Source organism: Streptomyces sp. NPDC002467, assembly GCF_042889825.1.
Taxonomy (GTDB): Bacteria; Actinomycetota; Actinomycetes; order Streptomycetales; family Streptomycetaceae; genus Streptomyces.
This window is the reverse complement of sequence record NZ_JBIARJ010000005.1, coordinates 12,018-34,786: the sequence shown is the minus strand read 5'-3', so window position 1 is coordinate 34,786 and position 22,769 is coordinate 12,018. Positions and strand designations below refer to the sequence as shown.

General features: G+C 70.7%; 35 protein-coding genes and 1 pseudogene. 7 read left to right on the top strand and 29 right to left on the bottom strand.

Annotated features, from left to right (window positions below; genetic code table 11):
- Nucleotides 1-2: 2 nt before the first annotated feature.
- The 20 genes from ACFYYJ_RS12495 to ACFYYJ_RS12400 all read right to left on the bottom strand — a co-directional run bounded on the left by ACFYYJ_RS12495 (nt 3) and on the right by ACFYYJ_RS12400 (nt 8,515).
- A complete protein-coding gene (locus tag ACFYYJ_RS12495; RefSeq protein ID WP_389131474.1) occupies nt 3-842 on the bottom strand; it encodes a hypothetical protein in 840 nt (279 codons plus the stop codon).
- Nucleotides 843-879: 37 nt separating this feature from the next.
- Nucleotides 880-1,584, bottom strand: a complete 705-nt coding sequence (locus ACFYYJ_RS12490) for an SAM-dependent methyltransferase (RefSeq protein WP_389131471.1) — start codon at nt 1,582-1,584, stop codon at nt 880-882.
- A complete protein-coding gene (locus tag ACFYYJ_RS12485; RefSeq protein WP_389131469.1) occupies nt 1,584-2,123 on the bottom strand; it encodes a helix-turn-helix domain-containing protein in 540 nt (179 codons plus the stop codon). Before ACFYYJ_RS12485 ends, ACFYYJ_RS12490 begins: the two co-directional genes overlap by 1 nt.
- On the bottom strand, nt 2,120-2,380 hold the full coding sequence (locus ACFYYJ_RS12480) for a hypothetical protein (protein ID WP_389131466.1): 261 nt from the start codon (nt 2,378-2,380) through the stop codon (nt 2,120-2,122). Before ACFYYJ_RS12480 ends, ACFYYJ_RS12485 begins: the two co-directional genes overlap by 4 nt.
- Nucleotides 2,380-2,757, bottom strand: coding sequence for a hypothetical protein (locus ACFYYJ_RS12475; RefSeq protein WP_389131463.1), 378 nt, complete (start codon nt 2,755-2,757; stop codon nt 2,380-2,382). The genes ACFYYJ_RS12480 and ACFYYJ_RS12475 overlap by 1 nt, the downstream gene beginning before the upstream one ends.
- A gap of 73 nt (nt 2,758-2,830) precedes the next feature.
- On the bottom strand, nt 2,831-3,613 hold the full coding sequence (locus ACFYYJ_RS12470; protein ID WP_389131461.1) for an ATP-binding protein: 783 nt from the start codon (nt 3,611-3,613) through the stop codon (nt 2,831-2,833).
- 8 nt (nt 3,614-3,621) lie between these two features.
- Complete coding sequence (locus tag ACFYYJ_RS12465) at nt 3,622-4,455, bottom strand: PD-(D/E)XK nuclease-like domain-containing protein (protein ID WP_389131458.1); 834 nt, start codon at nt 4,453-4,455, stop codon at nt 3,622-3,624.
- The gene (locus ACFYYJ_RS12460; protein WP_389131456.1) at nt 4,452-5,060 is read right to left on the bottom strand and encodes an AP2 domain-containing protein; all 609 of its coding nucleotides are present in this window, start codon (nt 5,058-5,060) and stop codon (nt 4,452-4,454) included. The genes ACFYYJ_RS12465 and ACFYYJ_RS12460 overlap by 4 nt, the downstream gene beginning before the upstream one ends.
- Nucleotides 5,057-5,257, bottom strand: coding sequence for a hypothetical protein (locus ACFYYJ_RS12455; RefSeq protein WP_389131454.1), 201 nt, complete (start codon nt 5,255-5,257; stop codon nt 5,057-5,059). The genes ACFYYJ_RS12460 and ACFYYJ_RS12455 overlap by 4 nt, the downstream gene beginning before the upstream one ends.
- Nucleotides 5,257-5,580, bottom strand: coding sequence for a hypothetical protein (locus ACFYYJ_RS12450; RefSeq protein ID WP_389131453.1), 324 nt, complete (start codon nt 5,578-5,580; stop codon nt 5,257-5,259). The genes ACFYYJ_RS12455 and ACFYYJ_RS12450 overlap by 1 nt, the downstream gene beginning before the upstream one ends.
- Nucleotides 5,581-5,688: 108 nt before the next feature.
- Nucleotides 5,689-5,964 carry a hypothetical protein gene (locus ACFYYJ_RS12445; RefSeq protein WP_389131451.1) on the bottom strand — a complete coding sequence of 92 codons (276 nt, stop codon included), beginning with the start codon at nt 5,962-5,964 and terminating at the stop codon, nt 5,689-5,691.
- Entirely contained in the window at nt 5,961-6,224 is a 264-nt protein-coding gene (locus ACFYYJ_RS12440; protein ID WP_389131449.1) for a hypothetical protein, read from the bottom strand. The genes ACFYYJ_RS12445 and ACFYYJ_RS12440 overlap by 4 nt, the downstream gene beginning before the upstream one ends.
- Nucleotides 6,225-6,274: 50 nt before the next feature.
- Nucleotides 6,275-6,649, bottom strand: coding sequence for a hypothetical protein (locus tag ACFYYJ_RS12435; protein WP_389131446.1), 375 nt, complete (start codon nt 6,647-6,649; stop codon nt 6,275-6,277).
- A gap of 93 nt (nt 6,650-6,742) precedes the next feature.
- Complete coding sequence (locus ACFYYJ_RS12430) at nt 6,743-7,039, bottom strand: phiSA1p31-related protein (protein WP_389131443.1); 297 nt, start codon at nt 7,037-7,039, stop codon at nt 6,743-6,745.
- Nucleotides 7,036-7,251, bottom strand: coding sequence for a hypothetical protein (locus ACFYYJ_RS12425; RefSeq protein WP_389131441.1), 216 nt, complete (start codon nt 7,249-7,251; stop codon nt 7,036-7,038). Before ACFYYJ_RS12425 ends, ACFYYJ_RS12430 begins: the two co-directional genes overlap by 4 nt.
- Nucleotides 7,248-7,466 (bottom strand): hypothetical protein, encoded by a 219-nt coding sequence (locus ACFYYJ_RS12420; RefSeq protein ID WP_389131438.1) that lies wholly within the window; start codon nt 7,464-7,466, stop codon nt 7,248-7,250. Before ACFYYJ_RS12420 ends, ACFYYJ_RS12425 begins: the two co-directional genes overlap by 4 nt.
- Nucleotides 7,463-7,696 (bottom strand): hypothetical protein, encoded by a 234-nt coding sequence (locus ACFYYJ_RS12415; protein ID WP_389131435.1) that lies wholly within the window; start codon nt 7,694-7,696, stop codon nt 7,463-7,465. Before ACFYYJ_RS12415 ends, ACFYYJ_RS12420 begins: the two co-directional genes overlap by 4 nt.
- The gene (locus tag ACFYYJ_RS12410) at nt 7,693-7,902 is read right to left on the bottom strand and encodes a hypothetical protein (RefSeq protein WP_384727333.1); all 210 of its coding nucleotides are present in this window, start codon (nt 7,900-7,902) and stop codon (nt 7,693-7,695) included. Before ACFYYJ_RS12410 ends, ACFYYJ_RS12415 begins: the two co-directional genes overlap by 4 nt.
- 110 nt (nt 7,903-8,012) lie before the next feature.
- Nucleotides 8,013-8,309 carry a hypothetical protein gene (locus tag ACFYYJ_RS12405; protein ID WP_389131432.1) on the bottom strand — a complete coding sequence of 99 codons (297 nt, stop codon included), beginning with the start codon at nt 8,307-8,309 and terminating at the stop codon, nt 8,013-8,015.
- Nucleotides 8,306-8,515 carry a helix-turn-helix domain-containing protein gene (locus ACFYYJ_RS12400; RefSeq protein ID WP_389131429.1) on the bottom strand — a complete coding sequence of 70 codons (210 nt, stop codon included), beginning with the start codon at nt 8,513-8,515 and terminating at the stop codon, nt 8,306-8,308. The genes ACFYYJ_RS12405 and ACFYYJ_RS12400 overlap by 4 nt, the downstream gene beginning before the upstream one ends.
- Nucleotides 8,516-8,731: 216 nt before the next feature.
- On the opposite strand from ACFYYJ_RS12400, the gene ACFYYJ_RS12395 reads away from it, so the two are divergent.
- The 4 genes and pseudogenes from ACFYYJ_RS12395 (at nt 8,732) to ACFYYJ_RS12380 (ending at nt 12,227) form a co-directional block, all read left to right on the top strand.
- The gene (locus ACFYYJ_RS12395) at nt 8,732-9,235 is read left to right on the top strand and encodes a helix-turn-helix transcriptional regulator (RefSeq protein WP_389131427.1); all 504 of its coding nucleotides are present in this window, start codon (nt 8,732-8,734) and stop codon (nt 9,233-9,235) included.
- Nucleotides 9,236-9,612: 377 nt separating this feature from the next.
- A complete protein-coding gene (locus ACFYYJ_RS12390) occupies nt 9,613-10,953 on the top strand; it encodes a hypothetical protein (protein WP_389131426.1) in 1,341 nt (446 codons plus the stop codon).
- 258 nt (nt 10,954-11,211) lie between these two features.
- Nucleotides 11,212-11,673, top strand: a complete 462-nt coding sequence (locus tag ACFYYJ_RS12385) for a hypothetical protein (protein ID WP_389131424.1) — start codon at nt 11,212-11,214, stop codon at nt 11,671-11,673.
- A 135-nt stretch (nt 11,674-11,808) separates the two neighbouring features.
- Nucleotides 11,809-12,227 (top strand): annotated as a pseudogene (locus ACFYYJ_RS12380) (DUF6578 domain-containing protein).
- 63 nt (nt 12,228-12,290) lie between these two features.
- Here the strand turns inward: ACFYYJ_RS12380 and ACFYYJ_RS12375 are convergent.
- Both ACFYYJ_RS12375 and ACFYYJ_RS12370 read right to left on the bottom strand, forming a co-directional pair.
- Nucleotides 12,291-12,365 (bottom strand): 50S ribosomal protein bL37, encoded by a 75-nt coding sequence (locus tag ACFYYJ_RS12375; RefSeq protein WP_099895366.1) that lies wholly within the window; start codon nt 12,363-12,365, stop codon nt 12,291-12,293.
- Between the two features lie 46 nt (nt 12,366-12,411).
- Nucleotides 12,412-13,656, bottom strand: a complete 1,245-nt coding sequence (locus ACFYYJ_RS12370) for a TerD family protein (RefSeq protein WP_389131421.1) — start codon at nt 13,654-13,656, stop codon at nt 12,412-12,414.
- A 95-nt stretch (nt 13,657-13,751) separates the two neighbouring features.
- Here ACFYYJ_RS12370 and ACFYYJ_RS12365 point away from each other — a divergent pair, with 95 nt between their 5' ends.
- The gene (locus ACFYYJ_RS12365) at nt 13,752-14,414 is read left to right on the top strand and encodes a hypothetical protein (protein ID WP_385128865.1); all 663 of its coding nucleotides are present in this window, start codon (nt 13,752-13,754) and stop codon (nt 14,412-14,414) included.
- Between the two features lie 7 nt (nt 14,415-14,421).
- Nucleotides 14,422-14,655, top strand: a complete 234-nt coding sequence (locus tag ACFYYJ_RS12360; RefSeq protein WP_385128866.1) for a DUF2277 domain-containing protein — start codon at nt 14,422-14,424, stop codon at nt 14,653-14,655.
- Nucleotides 14,656-14,769: 114 nt separating this feature from the next.
- Here the strand turns inward: ACFYYJ_RS12360 and ACFYYJ_RS12355 are convergent, their stop codons facing one another.
- From ACFYYJ_RS12355 to ACFYYJ_RS12335, 5 genes are all read right to left on the bottom strand, one after another.
- Entirely contained in the window at nt 14,770-15,270 is a 501-nt protein-coding gene (locus ACFYYJ_RS12355) for a hypothetical protein (RefSeq protein WP_389131418.1), read from the bottom strand.
- 93 nt (nt 15,271-15,363) lie between these two features.
- The gene (locus tag ACFYYJ_RS12350; protein WP_385128868.1) at nt 15,364-15,903 is read right to left on the bottom strand and encodes a hypothetical protein; all 540 of its coding nucleotides are present in this window, start codon (nt 15,901-15,903) and stop codon (nt 15,364-15,366) included.
- 276 nt (nt 15,904-16,179) lie between these two features.
- Complete coding sequence (locus tag ACFYYJ_RS12345; RefSeq protein WP_385359127.1) at nt 16,180-16,803, bottom strand: DedA family protein; 624 nt, start codon at nt 16,801-16,803, stop codon at nt 16,180-16,182.
- A gap of 161 nt (nt 16,804-16,964) precedes the next feature.
- Nucleotides 16,965-18,632 carry an alkaline phosphatase D family protein gene (locus ACFYYJ_RS12340; protein WP_385359125.1) on the bottom strand — a complete coding sequence of 556 codons (1,668 nt, stop codon included), beginning with the start codon at nt 18,630-18,632 and terminating at the stop codon, nt 16,965-16,967.
- Between the two features lie 105 nt (nt 18,633-18,737).
- Nucleotides 18,738-19,382, bottom strand: coding sequence for an HNH endonuclease family protein (locus ACFYYJ_RS12335; RefSeq protein WP_385128882.1), 645 nt, complete (start codon nt 19,380-19,382; stop codon nt 18,738-18,740).
- 496 nt (nt 19,383-19,878) lie between these two features.
- On the opposite strand from ACFYYJ_RS12335, the gene ACFYYJ_RS12330 reads away from it, so the two are divergent.
- Nucleotides 19,879-20,460 (top strand): TMEM165/GDT1 family protein, encoded by a 582-nt coding sequence (locus ACFYYJ_RS12330; protein ID WP_384579700.1) that lies wholly within the window; start codon nt 19,879-19,881, stop codon nt 20,458-20,460.
- A gap of 929 nt (nt 20,461-21,389) precedes the next feature.
- Here the strand turns inward: ACFYYJ_RS12330 and ACFYYJ_RS12325 are convergent.
- Both ACFYYJ_RS12325 and ACFYYJ_RS12320 read right to left on the bottom strand, forming a co-directional pair.
- Complete coding sequence (locus ACFYYJ_RS12325; protein WP_389131414.1) at nt 21,390-22,076, bottom strand: HAD-IA family hydrolase; 687 nt, start codon at nt 22,074-22,076, stop codon at nt 21,390-21,392.
- 147 nt (nt 22,077-22,223) lie between these two features.
- Nucleotides 22,224-22,394, bottom strand: coding sequence for a peptidoglycan-binding protein (locus ACFYYJ_RS12320; protein WP_389131411.1), 171 nt, complete (start codon nt 22,392-22,394; stop codon nt 22,224-22,226).
- Nucleotides 22,395-22,769: the final 375 nt, after the last annotated feature.

The window sequence follows — 22,769 nt, the reverse complement described above, 5'->3', positions numbered from 1 at the left end:
GGTCAGAATCCGTTCGCGTAGTTGGCGTTCGGGTTGAGCCGGAAGGGCTGGTGCTTTTGGCCGTCGACAACCCGGAGGTTGGGCTGGCCGGCAGGAGCCTCGGGGTACTCGTCGTGGTAGCGCTCGTTGCGGAGCCAGTTCGCGGCGTAGGCGATGAACTTGGGGTTGGGCTCGTCGGCCACAGATCGTGCGTAGCCCTGGGCGGCGGCAACGATGACGGCCGGGTCCTCGCCGCGGCGCATGGCCGCGATCCACTCGTCCTTGGCTTTGCCGCGGTCGAGCTTCTTCGGGTAGTTGGTCCAGAAGGCGCCGAAGGCTTCGAGGTTCTCCGCGACGGGGGAGGAGGAAGCCTCCTCCTCTTCTTGAGGAGAGTGAGGGGCTGAGGGGAAGGGGGTAGCCCCGGCATCTTCAGAAGGAGCCCCGGCATCTTCTGAAGATGCCCCTGCTTCCCCTTGAGGGGTGGAAGGGGTAGCCCCTGCTTCCCCTAGGAGTAGTCCCCGCTTCTCCTTATCCTCGGAAGGGGTAGCCCCGGCATCCCCTTCGAAAGGGGGCACACGGAACGTCATCCGCCGGCCCGGCACCGCGTACAACAGGCGCCCGTCCTTGCCCTTGCCGATCGGGATTCGGAACTCCCAACCCCTGGAGGCCAGCCGCTTGAGGGCGTCACGGACGACGACGCTGTCCTTGGCTCCGGTCCAGCGCGCGAGCTCGTCCAGCCCGACGTAGCTCTCGCGAGTCTTGTCGTTGGCGTCGTCTGTGATCTCGAGGGCCACGGCCCGCTGCAGGCCGATGATGTCCGGCCCGAGCGCGTTCCGCAGCTGGCGGCGGAGCTCGTAACCCATGGCGTCTTCTCTCTGGCTGGTGCGGGTAAAGGGGTGGCTAGGCCGCGGCGGGGGTGGGTGCGAGGTGCTCGGCGAGCTGCTGGCCGATCCATCGCGTGTAGGCCGGGGGGACGGCTTGGTTCATGCCGTCCTTGGTCATCCAGTCGAGGCCGCCCATGGCGTCGGAGGCTGCGGCGCGGGAGCAGTTGCCGCCGCCGGTGACCTGCACGAAGTCCCGCCACTGGTCGAGCCGGCCGTAGTGGGCCTTCCGCTTGTCGAGCGTGTAGTGCAGCGGGTGGCGCTTCGGGCAGGGCCGCGGGACGGTCAGCGGGATGTTGGACTCGAAGAGGCGGTGTCGGCTGACGCGGAGGCCGTCGAACATCGTTCCGCAGAGGATCAGCGGGGTTTGGAGCGGCGCCCCTTCGACGTTCTCGATGACGTAGGGCAGTCCGGAGGCCTCGACGAGGGCGCGGGTTTCGGGGATGAAGTCCTCGTACTCGCGGCCGGTTCGGTGGGCGAGGTCGGAGTGTGCCCAGCAGGGCGGGGAGCCGGCGACCGCGTCGAAGTTCTGTGCCAACCAGTCGGAGTCGAGATCACGCAGGTCGGCCTGGATGAACGGGAACGGGTACCGCGGCTGCGGCTCCCGGTCGACACCGACGACGTCGAAGCCGGCCAGGTAGTAGCCCATCGAGGAACCGCCCTGCTTGCAGCAGAGGTCGATGACCGTCAGGCCGTTTGGGACGCGGCGGGGAAGCTCGGACATCAGGCGGCCTTTCGCATGTCGTCGCGGGTGGCCGCCGAGGTGCGTTCGCGGTATGCCTTGCGGGCCGCGCGGTCGCAGGGGCGGCAGTAGGGCTTGCCGTCCTTTCGGTAGCCAAGGCAGTCCGGGTAGGCGTGGCCGCGGCGGCACGTCGTCTTCCCCGGCTTGGGCGGCTGGGGGTTCCGGCGCCGAAGCTCCTGCTGGTAGTGCCGGTGACACAGGCCGAGCGCCTTGATCTGCCCTTCGCAGTCCTCGACCTTGCAGACCCTGGGCGTCTTCAAGCCGACCTGCTCCTTCCACCGGGACGCCTGCCGGTGGTGTGTTCCGACGAGGCGGGCTGCGTCCTGCTCGCTGCGTCCGGCGGCGGTCAGCAGGAGCGCGGCGGCGCGCTGCTCCTCGCGGGTCAGGGCGGGCAGAGGGCGGTCGTCCTGGACGACCCGCTGGACGGCGATCCAGTCGACGTCGTTGCTGTACGTCTCGACGGGCAGCGAGATGCGAGTCGGGGTGTCGAAGGTGCGGCTGGCCTTGATGGATCCGGTCACTGGTCTTCCTCCGTCCGGCGGGTCTGGTGGGGGATGAAGCAGAGTTCGGCGGTGATGCGGTCGTCGCTGTACGGGTCGCCGGGCGCCTGCTCGACGCCGGTGTTCCGAAGGGCCCGCTGGGCGGCGAGGTCCGCGAGGAGCTGGGCTCGGCGGTTCGTTGCCGGCGGGGCGGTGTCGTCGTCGAGGGCGAAGCGGTGCAGGACCCAGGCGCCGGTGAGGGACACGGCGACGATGGCCAGGTCGATGAGGGTGTCCATCACGCAGCCTGCTTCCGGCCTGCGAGCCGCTCGGCCTGGCGCTTGGCGGCTATCTCCTCGCCGCGGCCGGTGAGCCGCCAGACGTGGATGCGGTGGCCGTGGGTGGACTTCTGGGTCGACGGCACCATCTCGCCCGTGGCCTCGATGACTCCGCCGGCCCGCAGTCCGTTGATGGCGGCGCCGAGGAACCCGTGACCCATCTCCGGGAGCAGCTGGCGCAGGTCGTTGCACGAGAAGGTCGGGGTGATCGCGCCGTAGTGAAGGACGGCCTGCATGACGAGGAACTCGTCCCAGCTGGACTGCTGGCGGATCGTGGCGAGAAGGACGTCCTTCTCGGCGGTGGCGAGGCGTTCGGCGACGGTGAGGCGACGGGTCATGGCGTGGTCCTCTCGCGTGTGCTCTGCTTGGGGTGGGGTGCCGCAGGTTCGGGCCGCGGCACCCCGAGTGCTGCTACTGCTCGGCGGGCTCGGGGTTGGCGTTGAGCCAGGCGAGGAGCGGTGCGGCGATGTCGCGGGCCCCGTTGGGCCGGTCGATGACCTTGCGGTTCAGCTCGGGGCAGCGGGACTTGAGGACTTCGAGCCGGTTGTCGATGTCCATCGAGACGGCTACGTCGAACTCGTACTCGATGCCCTTGCGCTGCTCGGGCCGGGTGCCGACGCGCTTCGGCTCCTTCTTGCCGCGCTCGTTCTCCTCCAGGACCCACTCGGTGTAGGAGCGCATCGAGGCGACGACGTGGCCGGGGTAGGCGAGGATCGCGGCCACCATGTCGTTCTGGATGGGCGTGCCGTCCTTCCAGCCAGCGAACTGGTTGTTGCCGTACTTGCCCTTGGCCCTCTCGACCTGGTCGAGGGTGCCGTCGGTGCCCGTCCAGAAGTGGCTGAGGCTGTCGACGAAGACCGTGGGGTATCCGGCCTGACCAGCAGCCAAAAGGGCGCGGCCGAGGTCTCGGGGGTCGTAGCGGTCCATGGCGAGCGTGTCGAACTGGATGCCGCCGACTCCGGCGTAGAGGCTGGCAGCCCCCTTCTCGGTGTCAATGACGGCGAAGCGGCGTCCCTCTGAGAGGCCCTGGGCGATGCTGAGACCAGTCCAGGTCTTGCCGGAGCCGGACATCCCTTGGATCGAGAGCCGGGCCTTTCGGCCGGCTTTGCTGGCAGGGCGGAAGGCGAACTGGCCTGAGGCGTCGTCAGAGCTGCCGCGGCGAGCGGTTTGGACGGGCGGGGGAAGCTGGGACACGGGGGCTCCTAGGCGTACTGGCGCTCGATGTACGGCGGCAGGGAGAGGACGGTGGAGGTCTCGACGTAGGCGGGCCAGTGGCCGGTCTCGCGGCCGTAGAGGTAGTGGCCGACCGCGAGCTGAGTGAGGTAGCCGCCCACGTGTCGGGCCACGGGGTCGAGCTCCGCGACGGTGACCAGGTACGGCGGCTGCTTCTCCTGGAACAGGAACTTGAAGGCGGCGCCCTCGGGGAGCAGGCCGAGCTCGACGGCTCCGCGCCGGTAGATGTGCTCCTGGATGTGGTAGCCGAGCTCATGGACGGCCTTGCTGAGGTAGTCGGGGTGCACGGACCGGGTGGTCTTGTAGTCGCCGATCAGGTCGGAGCGGAGCCAGTCGAACCGGCTGCGCCACCAGAGCGGACCGTCGGGCCAGAAGATCGACTGCTCGGCCACGCCGCTGCCGGGGGTGAGGATCTCCGAGGCCTCCGCGTGATTGGCGATCACGTCGGCCATGTCGCAGATCCGCTGGTACGCCTCCGGCTTCAGCGGGACCCCGCCGGCTTCCCGTATGGCAGCGACACGGGCCTTGATCTCGTTGGTGTCCCATCGGTCCTCGTCGACCACGACCAGCTCGGGGCCGTCGCCCAGGACCACGGTGTGGGCCGCGGTGCCGAACTCGAACTCGGGCTTGTAGGGTTGCGGGTTGTCGAGCTGGTACTTGAACCGGGCCGGGCAGTCCACGAGCAACTTGGCGCCGGAGGCGGACAGACTGCCGCCGGGGATCGGATCCTGGTGATACAGCTCGGCGTCGATGTCGTAGAGTCCGGGCTCTACTTCGGCTGGCTCGTCGGTGGTACCGGTCACGCCGCGGCCTCCCTGGTGACGGGAAAGTTCAGCCGGGCGAAGGCGCCCCAGCGGGCAGCGGCCGCGGCGTCATAGGCTCGGGCGGCTTCCTCCTCGGAGTCGTAACGCCCCAGGCTCTTGCAGTGCTGGTCGACGGTGATCTTCGCCTGCCACTTACTGCGGGACCGATCCCAGGTCACGCCCTTGAAGCGGGAGGTGGCCGTCGAACCGTCGGACCGACGCGGCTTCCACGTGTTGGCGCTGTTCTGGCTGCACGTCGCGACGCGCAGGTTCGAGCGTCGGTTGTCCAGTCCATCGCCGTTGACGTGGTCGGTCTCGAGGCCTGCAGGTGTGCCCGCAATCAGACGGTGCATATAGACGGCACTTCGGCCGGCCATGGCGTAGGCGTAGAGCTTTCCGTTATGCCCCTTGAGGGGGCGCCACGTGTACTGCGAGACGAGCGGTAGATCCGCCACGTCTATGAGGGCGGAGTGGCCGCCCTTGACGTCAACTCGCCGGATGCTGCCGTCCTTCGGGTCGACGTGGTCTTCGCAGATCCACAGGTCACCGACGCGAACGAAGGGGCCGTTCTCGTCGCCGCACTGGGCGCAGGTACGGGGGCTCATGCGGCCACCTCGAAGACCTCGAAGACATCGAAGGCGAGACCGTCCTGCTCGTCTTCCAGCGAGGCCGCGCTGTGGCAGCGGGTGCACAGCTGGGCGGAGTAGAACTCGTGGAACCCGGCAGGGATCCACTGGAACTCGAAGAGCGGACGGGTCTGCTGGCAGCTCTGGCAGCGCCCCTCGGTCGGCGTGGCGGCCATCAGCTGGCCACCTTCGGTGCGGTCCGGCTGAAGGAGCAGGGCCCGCAGTCGGGGTGTCCGCAGTCGAGGCCGAAGGAGTGCTCGACGGCCTGGTTCCATGCGTAGCCGCGGTGGAGGACGACGGCGTACATGACGGGCGCGAACTCGCTGCTGTCGCGGAGCCGGAGTTCGGCGAACGTGGCGTTCAGCTCGGCGGCCAGTTCCAGGGCCTCGGACAGGGTCTGTTTCGGGTGGACGTCGTCCAGGCCGAGGACCCATACGGCCCATTCCTGGTCCTCGTAGCCGACGCGCTGGCGGTCGGGTCCGAACAGGTGGATGGTCACTTGGGGCTCCAAGAGGGTGTGCTGGGCCAGGGCCCTGGCGGTGCAGGGCCCTGAGGTGGGTTGGTGTCCCGGGGCCGCGGTCCGTTGGATGCGCGGTCCCGGGCGGTTCTAGGCGGTCCGGATGCGGGCCGCGCAGAAGCTGGCGCCGACTCCGCCAGCGAGGTCGAGCCACATGAACTCGCCGCAGGTGGCGTTTCGGTCGGTGCGGAACAGACAGTCAGCGAGTTCCGGACGGCCGAGGTCGGTGAGGACCGGTGCCAGGTATGGAATGGCGTGCTCTTCGACCCGGCGGGCAAGCTCGTGCCGGTCGTCCGCATTTACGGTCAGCGGCGGTACGGGGTACGTGTCGCCGAGCTTCCCGAACTCGAGCTGGTAGGTAGTCATCGGAGGTACCCCCATCGGTCGGCTTCGTGGAGTGTGATCACTCGGATCGGCTGGGTGTCGGTGGTGGATGGGTCGCGGGTGAGGGAGGAGACGGCCTGCTGGTTCTGTCGCGTGGCCTCGGCCGCCCGGGACAGCTCGTCCCGCAAGCGGTTGACCTTCGCGTTGGCGTTGTCCCACCCGGCGGTGGCGATGGTCAGGCGGTACTGCAGGTCCGCGGCCAGGGCTCGGGCTTTCTCCAGCTGGTGTTCCAGGGTGGCCACGCGGTCGACGGCACGGTGCTGGCCACGCGGCCGGCCTATGTGGAGGAGGCTCACCGTGGGACCGCCCGCTCGTCGAAGCTCAGGCTGTCGAGGAGCCCGTTCAGCTGCCGGGTCCGCTCGGTCAGCTGCTCATCGCGGTCCCGCGTCTGCCCCTCGGCGATCCGCAGCTTGGCGTCGAGGTCGGCGACAAGCCCCAGCAGGAACGCGACGTCGTCGTGGGCGCGGCCGATGAACATCGCGTCGTTGAACGCCTGCGCCCTGTCGTCGCCGTCGGGGATGCCGCCGATCTGCCGGCCGGACGAGTCGTCGAGGACACGCATGTCGGCGGCCAGGTGGTAGATGGCGCCGTCGTAGTAGGTGCCCCACGTCCCCTTGGTGGCGGCCTGGAGTCGGCCGGTGATCTCGGCGAGTCGGTCAGTGGCCATCGTGGCTCCCTCGGTAGTTGCGGCGGCCCCACCACATGGCGGTGGCGAATACGGCGCCCGCGGGGGCATCCAGGACAGCGATCCGGCGGAAGGTCACGGCCGGCCTCCGATGCGGGCGGCGAACGCGGTGTCGGTCTCGACGAGGCCGGCAGCCACGGACTCCGCGAAGGGGTTTGCCCGCGGCACCGTCTTCCGCCGGATCGGGATCAGCGGACCGTGGTGGTGGTAGACGTCCGGCAGCGGCAGAGCCATCAGGCTCGGGACGTCCGAGCGGAGCATCGGCTCCGCGGCCGGCGACCACTCGCCCGTCCACGACCAGACCACGCCGAGCACGTCGGCGAAGTCACCGTCGAGGTCGAACTCGATGCCGTCGTGCACGTAGGCGGTCATGCCACACGCTCCAGCTGTACGGGCTGCTCCATGCTCTGGGCGTGGTCGAGCAGGGCGGCGGCCATGACGCGGAGGGCTTCCGGGCTGGACCCGTCCGTGTGGAGCGTGACGGGGCCGAGACGCAGCCACGAGTACTGGCCCGCCCGTTCGGCCTGGATCTCGGTGGGGTCGTCCGTCAGGTGCACCGCGAGGGTGCCGACAGTCGTGCTCACGACTGGCCTCCGTCGATGAGTCGGGCGGACACGCCCTTGCGCAGGTCGGGAAAGGGGCGGGTGGCAGCGCCGGGGTCGGCGTCGTGCAGCAGGTGCCCGTACTCGCCGAGCAGGCCACGACGGATCCGGGCCTCCTGCTGGGCCGCCTCACGCTTCAGGCGGAGGAACTGCAGGTCGGCGTCCAGGCGGGCAATGTCGGACGTCGGCGCGGTCATCGGGCACCTCCGTTCAGGAGGCGGTACAGGGCGGACACGGCGTCGAACACGCCCTCGTTGTACGGACTGCGCGCCGCCGTAGCGTCCTGCGTCTCGTACTCGGCGTTCGCGGCGGCGATGGCCTCGGCCAGCACCTCGGCGCGGTAGGCGTCGAGCAGCTGCGCAGCGCCTTCCTCGGCCACCATGTCCTGGCTGACGGCCAGGCGGAACAGCTTGTCGCGGGCGCTCATCGGACGACCTCCGTCGGCTGCGGGTACGTCGCCAGCACCTTCGCCGCGGCGTGCATCGTCGAGATCGACCGCTCACGGGCCTCGACCGACTCCGGCAGCAGGTACATCCAGCGGGCCTTCCGCAGCTCCGTGGCCGCGGCCTGGATCCGCTCGGGGTAGTGGGACTCGATCAGGTCCACGACCGGATCGGGCATGATGTTGGACATCGGGGTTCCTCTTCTCTCCGCAATTGCGTGCGGGGGAGGCTGGGACTTCGGGAGGCCCTGGCCGGCCGGGGACCTGGCAGTAACCGGTGCGGTCGGGGCCGCATAGCCGACTAGGCGGCGATGGGGACGATCTGGGTGCGGGCGTTCTCCATCCGGATGTCCTCCGGGGTGAACGTGATCCGCCCGTTGTCCTGGTGGTGGTAGACCTTGCGCTTGTAGCAGGCCTCCTTCAGGAGACGGACGCTGCGGTAGGGCAGCAGCTGCTTCTCGATGACCTCCTCCACCTCCCAGCGGACGAGGTCCAACTCCTCTTCGGCCTTGCGCTTCTCCGCGCGCCGAGCGGCTGCGGCGTAGGCCCGAGCCTTGGGGCCCTTGAGCGTGGGCGCCTTGGGGGCGTCGACGGTCACGTCTTCTCCTCGTGGGTTATGGCCTGCAGGGCCACGTGTAGGGCGATGGCGACCTTCCGGACCTGCTCGTCGTCCGACTCGTGGATGTGCCCCCTCTCCAGCCGGGAGAGGTAGCCCCTGTTCAAGCCGGTCATTTCTTGGAGCATCCGCAGCCCGATGTTCTTGGCTCTGCGGATCTCCCGGATTGCTTGCCCGTTCGGCCTCACAACCAAAATCTAGTCGCAGTCTGACTACGAACGCAAGCAGTTCGCCTACGTGGATTGACTAATTTCTGGTTGCGGCACCGCATGCCAGGGCGCACAGGTATGCGCCGGTCGCGTGCGCCGTGCAACCTTCTTGGCGCGGATTGACTACCAAAGCGCTGGTCAAAGGCTGAGAAGTATGCTTCTTGGTTGCAGAGACCTAGGGCATGATGAGGAGCCATGGACAGGGACTGGGTACGACTCGGTGAGGCACTCAAGGCCGCACGCCTGGCGCTCCGGCCCAAGCCGACGCAAGAGGATGTCGCACAGAGCCTCGGCGTCAGCCGCGCCACTGTGCAGAACATCGAGCAGGGCAAGCCGCTCACGCGGGTCAACGCGACTATCCGCGCCTACGCGCAGCTGGTCGGCTGGACCTCAGACTCACCGGAGCAGGTGCTTGCCGGTGGGGCCCCGGTCAAGGCGGGTGTGGCGCCCGCCGAGCCGGCAGGGCGGCCTGAAGCTGAAGGCCTGCCTCTGACGGTGCAGGAGGAACTCGAACGAGAGGGTGCCGTCGTGGATACTGCCGTCGTTCAGCTCCCCGATGGGACGAGCGTGACCGTCATTGTGAAGGGCGCATCGAAGACGCCGACGCCCGAGGAGCGGCAGCGCAACCTGGAAGCTTGGCGCCGCGTGCAGCCGATGCTGCGCGAGCTGAGCTACCCGACCGACCGCGACAGCGCGTAGGCGCATCTGATCATTTCTGTCACTCCGAACCCTCCACATATCACTCACATGTGTGGTTGCATGACAGAACGCTGATGGTGGGGCCCCAATCGTGAACGGGCGGGGTGCCAATGTGTGTTCATGTTCTGTGCGGTAGTGCTCTTCCCGACAACTCAGTCGTGTGGGTCGACTCGACTGGTGAGCACAACCTCGTGTATGTCGACCCCAGCCTGTGCGGCGCCGATGGCCAGCTGACTGAAGCCGGCCGCGCCTGCATCAACGAGCACCTGGCCCAGGCGCCTGGCATGCCGTCACTCGAATCGGCCGTCTCCTGCTCCTAGGCCGTCCTGCAGCCTCGGGCTGGATCACCATGGGCCTGACCAAGGAAGGGAGCTGCCATGGCCTGGGCCGAGAAGGTCTACAAGGTACGGAACGGCAAGCAGACGACGAAGTTCACGTGGCGGGCGCGCTGGACGAAGCCCGACGGGAAGCCGGGCAGTTGGCCCGGCTTCCCGACGAAGAAGACGGCCGAGGAGTACGGGGAGAAGCAGGAGGCGGCCATCAGGGCCGGCCGGTACATCGACCCGGCGCTGCAGCAGACGAAGTTCGGGGTGTTCGCTCGGCGGTGGATGAAGGCGAAGCCGAAGCGGGGTGCGACAGTGGCCAAGCGGTGGAACCTGCTGGAGCAGCACATCTTCCCCAAGTGGGAGCACATCCCCCTGATCGACATCACCTGGTTCGACGTGGACGACTGGCAGCTTGCGTTGCCTTGCCAGTCTGTCACCGCCGGCCATGCCGTCAGCCTCATGTCGTCGATCATGACTGGGGCGGTTGACGCCAGACACCTTGAGGTGAACCCCCTCTTCGGTCGGCGCCGGACGCTGCCCACCGGATCGACGACGGCGAAGCCGAAGAAGTCGGACGAGGAGAAGTGGGCCCCGCCCGAGGTCGTCCTCCAGATGGCGCGTCGCCTCGGGCCGGCTGTCGGCCTGCATGTGCTGACTACCGCGTTCACGGGGCTTGGCTGGGGCGAGAGTGCCGCGCTGCACCGCGACAATGTTCTGCGTACTCGGCGTCAGGCGCACGACGGAGGATGGTTCGAGTGCCCGATCATCCGAGTTGACGAGGAGGTCGGGGAACTGGCCGAGTACGAGGGCCGCGACGAGGACGGCAAGAAGACCGGGCTCGTCTTGCGCCTGGAAGCCCCGAAGAACGGTAACCGCGCTCGAGACATCGACATCCCGCCGTTCCTGGCGACGCTGCTGGAGCAGCACATGAAGGTCTGGCCGCACCCGTACATCTTCTGCACCCCGTCGGGCGTGTTCTGGCGCCGCAGCAACTTCACGCGGGCCCAGATCCGGCCGGCTGCGGATGGGCGGAAGGCGCTCGAGGTGACACGGGGGAGGGCCGAGCGGGAGGCCTGGGAGCCCATCATGCCGGGCTTGACCATGCGGGACCTGCGGCATACCCACGACACGTACCAGGATCAGCTCGGGGTGAAGGCGTCTCTCGCCTACGACCAGGCGGGGCACCTGCGGCCGGGGATCAAGCGGATCTACCAGCACCCGACGCCGGACATGCGGCTGGAACGGCTGAAGGGCCTGCAGGGTATCTACGCGCGCGCTATGGGTAACCTGAAGTGGACGGAGATCTGGCCCGAGGCTCCGAAGCTAGGAGCGGGGAAGCGGCCCCTAAATTCCCCCCAAACGATCTTCGAAGAGGGGGAGGCGGCGGCTTAGCCGCAGGTCGCAAGATCCGTGAGGCTCCAGAACGCCGGGATTAATCCGGCTCTTACAAAGCAGATGTCGGCGGTTCGAAACCGTCCGCGCCCACCAGTGCAAAGGCCCCCCCGCCGATCTTGGCGGGGGGCCTTCGGCATCTCCATCCGACATCAACGGGCACAGCCGGTCGGACTCCTGCCGGATGGGCGCTCGTACCTCACGGGTAACGTGCCAGGACGCCGATGCGGGCCGTCTCGCGGGTCAGGGGGACCAGGAGTGACTCGACACGTCAGTTTGACCCGTCTGCCCGTGAACTTTGCGCGGCCTGTCGGGCTGGTCACCTACATCATCGGACACAGCCAGCTGTTGCTCAGAGGGCATCAGGACGACGAGCAGGGCCTCTCCACAACACTGGAAATCCTCTTCAAGAACGTCAGCGCCCTGTCCGTCCGGGCGCACTACCCCTCGTTGACCATCCGCCATGCGTCCGGCGAGGAAGAGACGGAACTGCGCGAAGCGGTTCCAGGTCCTTGGTACGACGCGCAGGCCTTCGTCCTCGGTGAGCGCTTGCTGGGCGGGTTCGTGGTCGCCGGCGCCGTGTACTGGGGCGAGTCCTCCGCTCAGGAGACGTACAGCAGCTTCCTCGTTCCCGAGTACGAACTGCCCCGGCTCGATCTGGGCCCGTCACATCCATCTGAACGCCGGACGATCCATACGCCCTACCGGCAACGCCGGTAGGGGACGTGCCGCCGCGGATCCGTCCGGCGCCTGCATGGTGGGGGGGGCGTGGGGAGCGGCGGACCTCACCGATCCGCTCGTCGACTGCGGGAGGCTTGCATCAGTGGCCGCCCGCGGGCGGCGGACAATGGCGGCATGACGCTCACGATTTGGGTCGACGACTGGCAGATGCGGTGCTGCGGGAAGGCGTCGCGCCGGGGGACGTCGTTTCGTGGGCGCTGCTGGAGGTCGATCCGGAGGACTACGCCGCCCTCGTCGGTGGCGAACGTGCGGCCGCGATCGACTTCCGCGAGGAGCACCACGGCCAGGGGGAGGGGCGCGTACCCACCTCGGTGAGGGTGGTGTCGATCGTCGAGGTGCACTGCCGTTTCGGGGTGCTCCCGGGTGCGACGGACAAGGTGAACCTGCCGGTTCCGGGCACCACCGTGATGGTTTCGGTCGAGAAGGCGGACGGGTGGGCGAAGGCCCGGCCGGACGTGAGCTTCGCGGGCTACCTGGTGACCGCTGGGCGTGTCACCGACCTGCCGGAAGGCGGGGCTGCTCGCGGTCGATGAGGCATCGGCCGTGGTCGCCGGATACGAAGGCCCCCCGCCGGTCGTGGCGGGGGGCCTTTCGCGTCAGGCGTTGGGGCGCTTGCCGTGGTTGGCCTTCTTCTTCTTGCGGGCGCGCTTCTTGTTACCTCGCTTGGCCATACGGGACATCTCCCTGCATTCGGGGATCTTTCATGGCCCCGTCAGTCTAGGTTCCGGGGCGCTTGAACTCCACAGGGCCTGCGTTCATCTGGATGGTTCCGTCCGGGTGGAGGACCGGGCGGCGCTCGGTCATGCGGCCGCTGTACGCCTCGATGTGGCGGATGGCCGCGCCGTCCGGGGCCGTGAAGTCGACGAGGGCCATGGCCACCCAGTAGCGGGTCTTGGTGTTCTCGTAGAGGGGGACCGTCACCATGGAGCCGCGGCCGTCGGTGACGACCACGTGGGCGCCGAAGCTGCGGAACGAGCCGAAGCCGTTGCTGAGGGCCGAGTACGCGCAGAGCAGGACGTACCCCTGTTGCTCCGGGCGGGTGATGCGGACGGTTTCGCGGCCGGGTTTGCGGGCGTCGCCGTCCAGCTTGATGAACGGCGGCTCGTGGAGTGAGCCCAGGTTCCTGTAGTAGACGGCCTTGGATTCCTTCGCGGAGGTCGGGCCGGTCTTGACCAGGGTGCCGGGTTCCTCCGTGCCGCGCCGGGCCTCGGAGGCGGGCACGAACAGGGCGTAGAGGTCCAGGTCGGCCCCGCGTGCGCGGCGCTGCTCGCTGCCGCCGTCCCACTCCAGGGTGGCCGTGACCACCAGCTCGCGGTCCTGCTTGTCCAGGTCGATCGAGGCCGCGCCGCCTTTGGCCAGGCTGATCTTGCCCAGGGGGCGGGGCCTGGGCGCGGACGGGGTCGGGGTCGGGGTTGCGGGCGGGGTCGGGGTCGGGGTCGCGGGTGGGGTCGCCACCGTCACGCCGAAGTCCGTCGCCAGGCCCGCCAGGCCGTCCGCGTAGCCCTGGCCGATGGCACGGAGCTTCCAGCCGGGGCCGCGGCGGTAGACCTCCAGCAGCAGTACGGCCCGTTCGCCGTCGGCGAGGGGCGGAACGCGGAACTCCACCGGCTCCGTGCCGGCCTGCGCGCACAGCACCCGTACGTCGCTCACCTCGCGGAAGGTGCGGGCCGCGTCGTCCGGGTCGCAGCTCGCGATCAGCACCACCCGGTCCACCTCGGCGGGCAGCGCGGACGGGTCCACCTCGACGCGTTCGGGCCCCGAGGCGTCGGCGGCCAGGTGGCGGACCGCGCCGGACTCGGCGGACGGCTGGTTGTAGAAGACCATGTCGTCGTCCGACCGGACCCTGCCGTCCGCCGTCACGAGGAGGGCGCTGAGGTCCACGGGGGCGCCCGCGCAGTGGAGCGAGGCGGTGATCGGATGTGTGGCGATGGGCGTGTTTCCACCCTTTTCGAGCGTCGTCATGTCCGTGCCCCCCGAGCGTCGCGATCGATGGCGTCACTGTGCCACAAGGGCTCCGGCCCCTTGGCGGCGTTCGGCGGCCGTGGGATCGTCGGGGGATGGGCGAGTGGCTGGCGTGGGGCGGGGCTGCCGGGGTCGTCGCGGTGGTGTGGGTGGTGCTGGAGCGGGTCCGGGGGACCGGGTTCGAGCGGCGGCGCGAGGAGGAGCGGGCGCGACTGCTCGCCGGGCTCGCCGAGTCGGGAGCCGTTGCCGGTGTCGCCGCCGTCGTGCCCCAGGCACGGCCCGGGGCTCCGAAGTTCCAGGACGTGGGCGCCGTACGATCTCCGGCGGAACCGCCCGAGGGCCGGCGCGACGAGTTCACCCCGCTGCTCGTCGAGTACTACGCGTACGGGCTGACGCAGGCCCGGAGCAGCTTCGCGGCCGGCCAGAGGTTCGCCGCCGGGGGCGCGGTGATCCTGCTCTTCGGGGTGGGGTCGGCCGTGTGGAAGGCCGAGAGCACCGGAGACCTGTACCTCGGGATCGTGACCGGCTCCGTGGGACTGGTCGTCACCCTGATCGGGCAGCTGTTCCACCGCCGGGCCGACATCGCGCTGCGACACATGACCGCCCAGACCGCCTCGCTGCGCGACGACCGGCGGGCCGCCGAGACCATGCGGCAGGCCATCGGGCTCCTCGACGCGGTCGAGGACCGGCAACTGCGGGCACGGATCCAGGCCGGGCTCATCATGAAGCTGTCCGGGGCGGAACTGCCCCCGGCATAGTGGAGGTATGTGCCGTTCCATCAAGACCCTGCGCCCACCCGTCATCCCCGAGAAGGCCACGGAGGAGGAGATCCGCGCCGCCGCGCTGCAGTACGTACGGAAGGTGTCCGGATTCAGAGCGCCCGCCGCGCACAACCACGAGGTCTTCGAGGCGGCCGTGGACGCCGTCGCCGAGGCCACGGCGGCGCTGCTCGACGGCCTCCAGGTACGGGGGCAGGCTTCCGCCGCCGCCTCGGCGTGACGCCGGGAGCGTACGGGCCCGCCACGCGGCCGCCGTGTGGACGGCGCCCTCCGCAAGGGGGGACCACCGCGGCCGGGCAGCCCGTGTGGAGCAGCACCGTGGGGGTGACCGGGCTCAGTGCCGGGAGGGCGGGCGCTTGCGATGGCGGCCGATGACGAGCAGGTCCGCGGCCCGGGAGGCGGCGACCAGCCGGCCGGCGGTGTCGTCCGGAGCCGTCACCAGCTCGACGTCCACCTCGGGGAAGCGCTCCTCGTACGGACGCAGCCGAGCCCCGGCCGTCCCATCGGCCGTCCCGTCGTGCACCCGCAGGCGGGCCCCGCGCCGTGCCGCCTCGCGGAAGGCGAAGGCCGTGGCGCCGGCGTCCGCGGCGGCACCGTTCGCGCCGAGTACGACCAGACCGTACGGGTCCGGTGTCGGCGGCCGGCCGGAGCGCCCCTCCGGGGCCGCGCGGACCCGGACGAGGGCCGGGTCGTCGCCGCCCCCGTCGCCGGAGGACGAGCCGCCCAGGGTGAAACCGATCGCGCTCGCGTAGCGGCGGTCGTGCACGACGCGCAGGGGCACGCCTGACAGGAGGGCCCGGGCCACGGCCCACTCCAGCGCCCGGTTGCCGTTCACGGAACGTCGACGGCGGCGATCACGGGGTGGGAGTGGGGAAGGTCCCGAGCGGGGTGGGACCAACGGCCACCCCCGCGACGGGGCGCCGCGGGCTCAGGCGGTCGAACGGCGGCGCAGCAGCCACACGCCGGTGCCGAGCGCGCCGGCGGCGAGCGCTCCGCCCGCGGCGATCTGACCCGTGCTCATGGAGGCGAAGCTGCCGCCGATCCCGCCGCGGGCGGCGCCCGAGATGACCTGGATCGAGATGGAGACCTGCTCGCCGCGGGGGTTGCCGCACTCGAAGAGGACCCGATGGGTGCCGATGGAGGCGTTGCGGGAGATGGTGGCGTTGGCGAAGAGGTTGGTGGCCTGGAGGTTGCCCGGCGTCAGGAGCACCTCGCCGAAGGCGGTGGAGGAAGCCCGGCCGGTCTTGGTGCCGCAGCCTTCGAGGTTGAGGGCCACGCGGCCGCCGGGGGCGACGGTGCTGGGGGAAACGGTGGCGGAAGGGGATGCGGCGGCGAGCGTGGCGGGGGTGACGGCGGCGACCGCGAGGGTCGCGGCGGCGACGGCCGTGACGCGGCGGCGGGCGCGGGCGCCGTGTCCGCTGCCGAGGGGTTGGGCGGGGGGCTTGGCGTGCGGCGGCGTGGCGTGCATGGAGAGAACTCCTCGGCTCCTCGAAACGGCGCGGCCAGGGCACGGATGTGACGCGGATTCGGTTGCGCACCGTCCTTCGGACGCTAGGAGCCCGGCCCGGGCACGGCGCGCGGGGCCGGGTGAACGGGTGAGCCGCTGCTCCGGCCGGGGGAGGCGATCCGCTGCGCGGGGCCTTCCTTCCCCACCCCGCCCCTTCCCGTGACCGGGGCTCCGCCCAGGACCCCGCTCCTCGATCGCCGGAGGGGCTGGATCCTGGCTGCTGCCGTCCTCGGTGGGTTACGCGGCCGGGGCGGGGCGGGGGCGGCGGAGGAGGAAGGCGGCCAGGGCGCCCGCCGCGAAGAGGGCCACCAGGGAGAGGGCGGTGCCGAGCCATTGGGTGCCCAGCCACTGGGTGCCGAAGTAGCCGAGGGCCACGCTGTAGCCGGCCCAGGCCATCCCGGCCAGGACCGACCAGGGGAGGAAGTCCTTCACCTCGCGGTGGGTCTTGCCCGCGCCCAGCGACACCACCGAGCGCCCCGCCGGGGCGAAGCGGGCGATCACGACGAGGGCCCCGCCGCCGCGGGCCAGGGCCGTGCCCAGACGCTCATGGGCACGGGTCAGCCGGCGGGAGCGGGCGATGGCACGGTCCAGCCGCGCCCCGCCGCGCCGAGCCAGCCGGAACGCCGCCATGTCACCCAGCACCGACGCCGTCGTGGCGATCACGAGCAGGGCGAGGATGTCCGGGACCTGCGTGGGCACCGGCACGGGCCCCGCCGCCCCGGCGGCCGCAGCCGCGGCCGCCGCGGTGATCACCAGTACCCCGCTCGGCAGCACCGGAAGGAAGACGTCGAGCACGACGGACACGGCCACCACGGCGTAGATCCATGGGCTCGCGGTCAGCGACCCCAGAGTCTCAAACAAAGCGGGACTCCCCAGTCCGGTTGACGTGCTGCGGCATGAAGCGCCGCGACGTCGCGGGGGAGCGGCAGGAGCGGCTGACAGCCATACAGCGTACGCCCGGAGTCCACCCCTTGAACCCCCGGGGCCGCCCCTGACCTCAGGTGTGTCAGCCGCATCGCCCGTTACACCGGCTCCGTCAGCTCCCGGTCCAACACGGTCTCCAGCTCGGCGCCGGTCCTGCCCTTCTTGCGCGCCTGGTGCAGTTGGAGCCGCGCCGTGCGCGCCGAGAGCGTCAGGGTCATCAGTTGGTTTCCGAACCAGGGACCGGCCGTACGCCGCCAGCTCAGCGGCGGGCGGCCCGTGCGCCCGTGCCGGGTGAAGCCGCGGCCCAGCCACCGACCCGTGCGCGACCAGCCCAACCGGAAGCCCCACTTCACGGCGGTATGGATGGAGTTGTGCACGGGCGAGCACGTCAGCTGGAACACCCGCGCCGTACTGGGTATTCGAGGTTCGGCGACATACGCGTGGTGCACGTCCCCGGACAGGACGGCCACCGTCGCCGGCGCCCGCGGCCCCGTCGCCACCTCCTCGATCAGATCCGTCAGCATCGCGAACGAGGCCGGAAACGCCGCCCAGTGCTCCAGATCGCTGCGCCGCCGCAGGTTCTCCCCGATCCGCGCCCACCGCGGTCCTCGATCCCCACGACACACCGCCGCGTTCCACGTCTCGGCGTCGTGGATCAGCGGAGGCATCAGCCACGGCAGCGAGGACCCGATGAGGAGGTGGTCGTAACCGCCGTGCCCGGCCAGGGCGTTCTCCCGCAGCCAGTCCCGCTCCGCCGGATCGAGCATCGCCCGCCCGTCCTCCGCCAGCACCCGCGCCGCGCGGGTGTCCACCATGAGGAGCCTGGTCCGGCCGAAGTCGCGCCGGTAGCTCCAGCGCACCGTGCCCGGATCGGCATCCGCCGCCGACGCGAACGCCCGTAGCGCATCCGTGCCGTCAGGCGTCTGCCGTATCGCCGCATACAGGGCGTCGGCCTCCAGTTCGGCGGGCGAGAGATTGCCCAGGTGCTGGTACACCCAGTACGACATCAGCCCGCTGAGCACCCGCTCCTGCCACCACGGCGTCGCCCGCATCTCCGCCAGCCAGGCCGCGCTCGTGTTCCAGTCGTCGATGACGTCGTGGTCGTCGAATATGTGCAGGCTCGGCACCGTCGACAGCAGCCAGCGGATCTCCGGATCGAGCCAGGACTCGTAGTAGAGCCGGGTGTACTCCTCGTAATCCGCGACCTGCGCGCCCGGCGCCTCCCGCAGATCCCGCCGGGCGGCCAGCCACTTCCGGGTCTCCGTCGACAGCGCGTCCGCGTACACCTGGTCGCCGAGGAGCAGCAGGACGTCCGGGCGCACCGCCTCCGGGTCGGCGGCCAGGCGCGCCGCGAGGGTGTCGAGGGCGTCCGGGCCGTGCCTCCCGTGCCGTCCGGCCGGCGGCGCGGCCTGACGACAGGAGCCGAAGGTGATCCGCACGCCGGGGGAGGGCCGGGCCGAGCCCGGGCCCGCCACGGCCGGAGCGGCGATCGTGCTCGCAGGGAAGCGGCTGTCGGGCAGCGGCCACACCCGCACCCCGTCGAGCAGCACCTCGTACTCCGTCACCGCACCCGGGCTCAGGCCCGTCACCGGTACGACCGCATAGTGATGGCCGGCTATCTGGAAGGTGCGCGCCCTGCCGCCCGCCCCGTCCGCGCACCGCACCTCGGCCGTGCACGGGCGGTCCGCCTCGACCCATATGGTCGCCGACCGGCCCGTGTCCCAGTCGACATGGCGCAGCAGTGGCCCCAGACGCAATCCGGCCATGCAACTCCCCCTCCTCCATATCCCCTTGGATCACGGTACGACGGGGAGGGGGAGCCGCGCCTCCCCCTGGCGGGGGAGAGGCGGGAGGGATGGGAGGGTGAAGGGTCAGCAGCCGTTCAGGACGTTCACCAGCGCCGTCTTCTCGGCGGAGTCCATGCTCAGGCCCCAGTACTGCTTCACGTTGACCCACATCCGCGCGTACGTACAGCGGTAGGCGGTCCGCGACGGCAGCCACTCGGCGGGGTCCTGGTCGCCCTTGGCCTGGTTGACGTTGTCCGTGACCGCGATGAGCTGCGGGCGGGTGAGGTCGTTGGCGAACTGCTGGCGCTTGCTCGTGGTCCAGGAACTGGCGCCGGAGTGCCAGGCCTCGGAGAGCGGCACGACGTGGTCGATGTCGAGGTCGGAGGCGGCGGTCCAGGTGACGCCGTCGTACTCGGAGTACCAGCTGCCGCTCACCGAGGCGCAGGAGGAGTCCGTGACGACGCCCACGCCGTCCCGCTTGAGGACGGTCTCGCGGGTGTTGCAGGTGCCGGAGACGGTGCTCCAGTGCGGGAAGAGGTCACGGCTGTAGCCGGCGTTGGAGCCTTCCGCCCGCGGGGTGACCGTCGCCAGGTAGGCGCGGGCGGCCGCGGCGCTGATGGGGGTGGGCGGGGCGGCCTGGGCGGCGGGGGCGCTGACGAGGGAGGTGAGCGCGGCGAGCGCCGCGGCGGAGGCGAGCACGCCGAGTCGACGCGCGTAGACGTTGGGTATGAGTGCCATGAGGGGCTCCCTGGGTGGGGGGATGTGGTCGTGCGGCACCCCGGCGGGGCGCGGCCATGCTGTCGGCGCCGGGTTTCGCAGGGGTGGGCGCCAGGTGACAGCTTGGCGACATGTGCACGTCACATCAAGTCGTGCAAGTCCCCTGTTTCAAACGGAAGTTGAGGTTCCGCGTGTGGGGCCGTTTTCCTTGGGACCAAAGGCCTATTCCGGGCGCGGGTGGGCGTCGCGTACTCTGTTCGGAGCAGAAGGGGAGTAGCTCTTCGCCGGACCGTCGACATACTGCTGGGTCATCCCAGCCGGCGCCCGGAGGCAGGTCACCGCAGGTGGCCGGCCAGCGAGACCTTCGGCCGCAGTGTCCTGTCCATGCGGAAGCGCGTTCGTGCGCGCATACGCAATCAGGGCGCCGCCGAGCCGAAGCGACCCCTGACACACCCCAGGTCTCTCGGTACCGATGGCGTCCTGCCCGACCGATTGAGGTTCCTCCTCCGTGTTCAGCTTCACCGTCATGGCGATCGCCTTCGGCGTCGTCTTCCTCGCCGAACTCCCCGACAAGACGGCCCTCGCCGGCCTGATGCTCGGCACCCGCTACCGCGCCTCGTACGTCTTCGCGGGCGTGGCCGCCGCCTTCGCCGTGCACGTCGCGCTGGCCATCGCCGCGGGCAGCGTGCTGACCCTGCTCCCGCACCGGCTCGTCCAGGCGGTCGTGGGCGTCCTCTTCCTGGCGGGCGCGGCGATGCTGCTCCTGAAGAAGAGCGACGGGGAGGAGGAGGTCAAGGCTCCCGCCGACCAGTCGTTCTGGAAGGTCTCCGGAGCCGGGTTCATGCTGATCCTGGTGGCCGAGTTCGGTGATCTGACGCAGATCATGACCGCCAACCTCGCGGCCCGCTACGACAACCCCGTGTCGGTGGGCCTCGGCGCCGTGCTGGCCCTGTGGGCGGTCGCGGGCATCGGCATCCTGGGCGGTCGCACGCTGATGAAGTACGTGCCGCTCCGCCTGATCACCAAGGTGGCGGCGGCGGTCATGGCGGCACTGGCGGTGTTCTCGTTGTACGAGGCGATCACGGGCTGACGTCTCGCCTCGCGAGGCGCCCCGGGCGCCTCGCGACGGCCCGGGCAGGTCGCCGCAGGCCCCCGGGTCCGGGCCTGCGGCCCGGGCCTGCGGCCCCCGTTGTGTGGCTCTCCCGGCTCCGCCCCAGCCTGCGGGCCAAGGCCTGCGCCTCCGGCCCGCGCCTCCGGCCGCGCCTTTTGGCCCCGTGCCCGCTGGAGCTCTCGGCCCCCAGCCCCGCGGGTGGCCTGTCGCCCCCGGGGCCGGGGGCGACAGGGTCTCTCCGGGGCCGTTGACCTGCGGACCTGTGTGCCTGTGCCCCGGGCTCCAGGGCCCGCTGGGCCCGCTGGGCCCGCGCCTCCACCTGCGTGTCCGTGCCTGCGGCCCCAGGCCTCCCAGGCGCACGCCCGGATCTCCGGATGTCCGCCAAACCGGAACGACCTCAGACCGTCGGACGCCGTCGTCGAGAAGCGCGTAGCGATCCGGTGCGAGATCAGCCCCAGACGGTCGTCGGACGCCGGGACGTGAGGAGCGCGTAGCGATCTGACGCGCCCATCCCCGTGCCGGGCTCTTTTGGTCAACATTTGGGGGGGAGGGGGCGCCTGCTCACCCCGGCCGGTGGCCTGGAGGGGCTTGGGGGTGTGGCGGCTGGGTCGAGGCAGGGTCGGACATCCCAGCCCGGCCCGGTTGTCGCTGTTCCTCCCGGCCCGTTCTTTTGGGGGTTTCCCGGCAGTCCTTGTCTTTCCGTGGAGGGTCGGTCTGTCAAGGGTCGCCGAAGGCGAGCGGGCAGCGACGCGACGACGAAGGAGGAGCGCCCTTGACGGGCCGGCCCGACGCGGAAGGACAGCGGGGCTGCCGGGAAACCCCCAACCCGTTCCACCGTCGACCGGCCGGGGCCCCGCCAAACCCAAGCCGCTACCCCGGCAGGGGTTGCTCGCCGCCGCCGGCCGTTCTCAGGCCGCCGTGCCCACCGTTACCTCGATCGATCCGTCCGCGGTCGCCGTCACCCGCAGGGAGCGGAGGTCTTCCGCGTGGGCCGTCGGGGTGTGGGCGGCCGCGCGGGGGCCTATGCCGATCACGCGCATGCCCGCCGCCCGGCCCGCGGCGATGCCGGCGGCCGAGTCCTCGAAGACGATGCAGTCGGCCGGGGCGACACCCAGGGCGGCGGCGCCCTTGAGGAAGCCCTCCGGGTCCGGCTTGCTGGCCCGGACGGACTCGGCCGTCACCCGTACCTCCGGCATCGGCAGGTCCGCAGCCGTCATCCGGGCCGTGGCCAGGGCCGCGTCGGCCGAGGTGACGAGAGCGTGCGGCAGGCCGGCGAGAGCGGCCATGAACTCCGGAGCGCCCGGAACGGGGACCACGCCGTCGACGTCGGCGGTCTCGCGGGCGAGCATCACCGCGTTCTCCGCGTGGTTGAGCTCCATCGGGCGGTCCGGCAGGAGCACCGCCATGGTGGCGTAGCCCTGGCGGCCGTGGACCACCTCGAGGGCCTCCTGCGGGTCCAGCCCGTGGGACACCGCCCAGTCGCGCCAGCACCGCTCGACCACCGCGTCCGAGTTGACGATCGTCCCGTCCATGTCCAGGAGCAAGGCCTTGGCGGTCAGGACTACGGGTGCGGTGGTGGTGGTGCTGGCCGGCATCGACTGGGCTCCAGACGGGCGGGAAAAGAGAACAAGCGGTTCCGTCCACCGGTCAGGGAGTGCGGACGGAACCACTTTGTTCCTCCACGATACAAAACAAGGGCGGTCGACGCCAATCAGCGGCGGGCACCGTCGCAGGCGCGGCCCTCAGCCCTCCAGGGCCTTGCGGGTGAGCGGGCCGTAGACGCCCCACTCCTCGTTGATGTCGTTGTTGAACTGGAAGGTCGACACGGCGTTCTCCACGCGCCAGTCGAACTTGCCGTTGACCTTGGACGAGAACAGTCCCTGTGCCGCCAGCAACCGCTGGAGCTTCTCCACCTCCGGCCCCGAGTCCCCGTAGCGCAGCGTCGGACCCGACGGCGCCGGCGGCTTCGACGGGCTGGGGGAGCGGCTCGCACTCGCCGACGGGCTCGGCGGAGCGGACGTCGCCGAACGCGACGCACTCGGCGACGGAGACTTCGACGGACTCGGCGACGCGGAACGCGAGGCCGAAGGCGACGCCGACGCACTCGGCGCAGCCGATGACCGGGAGGTGGACGGAGCCGGGGCGATGGCCGCGGGCGCCGACGCCTGCGCGTCCATCAGCGCGGTGGTGGTGGGGGGGGGGGGCGCCCCCCCCCCCACCCCCCCGCGGGCCCCCCCCCCCGGGGGCCCCCCCCCCCCCCCCCCCCCGCGGGGGGCCCCCCCCCCGCG

What these genes read in the sequence shown, in the direction of transcription:
- ACFYYJ_RS12495 (WP_389131474.1), bottom strand. Translation starts at nt 842, where the DNA reads ATGGGTTACGAGCTCCGCCGCCAGCTGCGGAACGCGCTCGGGCCGGAC.
- ACFYYJ_RS12490 (WP_389131471.1), bottom strand. Translation starts at nt 1,584, where the DNA reads ATGTCCGAGCTTCCCCGCCGCGTCCCAAACGGCCTGACGGTCATCGAC.
- ACFYYJ_RS12480 (WP_389131466.1), bottom strand. Translation starts at nt 2,380, where the DNA reads ATGGACACCCTCATCGACCTGGCCATCGTCGCCGTGTCCCTCACCGGC.
- ACFYYJ_RS12475 (WP_389131463.1), bottom strand. Translation starts at nt 2,757, where the DNA reads ATGACCCGTCGCCTCACCGTCGCCGAACGCCTCGCCACCGCCGAGAAG.
- ACFYYJ_RS12460 (WP_389131456.1), bottom strand. Translation starts at nt 5,060, where the DNA reads ATGAGCCCCCGTACCTGCGCCCAGTGCGGCGACGAGAACGGCCCCTTC.
- ACFYYJ_RS12455 (WP_389131454.1), bottom strand. Translation starts at nt 5,257, where the DNA reads ATGGCCGCCACGCCGACCGAGGGGCGCTGCCAGAGCTGCCAGCAGACC.
- ACFYYJ_RS12445 (WP_389131451.1), bottom strand. Translation starts at nt 5,964, where the DNA reads ATGACTACCTACCAGCTCGAGTTCGGGAAGCTCGGCGACACGTACCCC.
- ACFYYJ_RS12435 (WP_389131446.1), bottom strand. Translation starts at nt 6,649, where the DNA reads ATGGCCACTGACCGACTCGCCGAGATCACCGGCCGACTCCAGGCCGCC.
- ACFYYJ_RS12430 (WP_389131443.1), bottom strand. Translation starts at nt 7,039, where the DNA reads ATGACCGCCTACGTGCACGACGGCATCGAGTTCGACCTCGACGGTGAC.
- ACFYYJ_RS12420 (WP_389131438.1), bottom strand. Translation starts at nt 7,466, where the DNA reads ATGACCGCGCCGACGTCCGACATTGCCCGCCTGGACGCCGACCTGCAG.
- ACFYYJ_RS12415 (WP_389131435.1), bottom strand. Translation starts at nt 7,696, where the DNA reads ATGAGCGCCCGCGACAAGCTGTTCCGCCTGGCCGTCAGCCAGGACATG.
- ACFYYJ_RS12410 (WP_384727333.1), bottom strand. Translation starts at nt 7,902, where the DNA reads ATGTCCAACATCATGCCCGATCCGGTCGTGGACCTGATCGAGTCCCAC.
- ACFYYJ_RS12395 (WP_389131427.1), top strand. Translation starts at nt 8,732, where the DNA reads ATGGACAGGGACTGGGTACGACTCGGTGAGGCACTCAAGGCCGCACGC.
- ACFYYJ_RS12390 (WP_389131426.1), top strand. Translation starts at nt 9,613, where the DNA reads ATGGCCTGGGCCGAGAAGGTCTACAAGGTACGGAACGGCAAGCAGACG.
- ACFYYJ_RS12370 (WP_389131421.1), bottom strand. Translation starts at nt 13,656, where the DNA reads ATGACGACGCTCGAAAAGGGTGGAAACACGCCCATCGCCACACATCCG.
- ACFYYJ_RS12365 (WP_385128865.1), top strand. Translation starts at nt 13,752, where the DNA reads ATGGGCGAGTGGCTGGCGTGGGGCGGGGCTGCCGGGGTCGTCGCGGTG.
- ACFYYJ_RS12360 (WP_385128866.1), top strand. Translation starts at nt 14,422, where the DNA reads ATGTGCCGTTCCATCAAGACCCTGCGCCCACCCGTCATCCCCGAGAAG.
- ACFYYJ_RS12350 (WP_385128868.1), bottom strand. Translation starts at nt 15,903, where the DNA reads ATGCACGCCACGCCGCCGCACGCCAAGCCCCCCGCCCAACCCCTCGGC.
- ACFYYJ_RS12340 (WP_385359125.1), bottom strand. Translation starts at nt 18,632, where the DNA reads ATGGCCGGATTGCGTCTGGGGCCACTGCTGCGCCATGTCGACTGGGAC.
- ACFYYJ_RS12325 (WP_389131414.1), bottom strand. Translation starts at nt 22,076, where the DNA reads ATGCCGGCCAGCACCACCACCACCGCACCCGTAGTCCTGACCGCCAAG.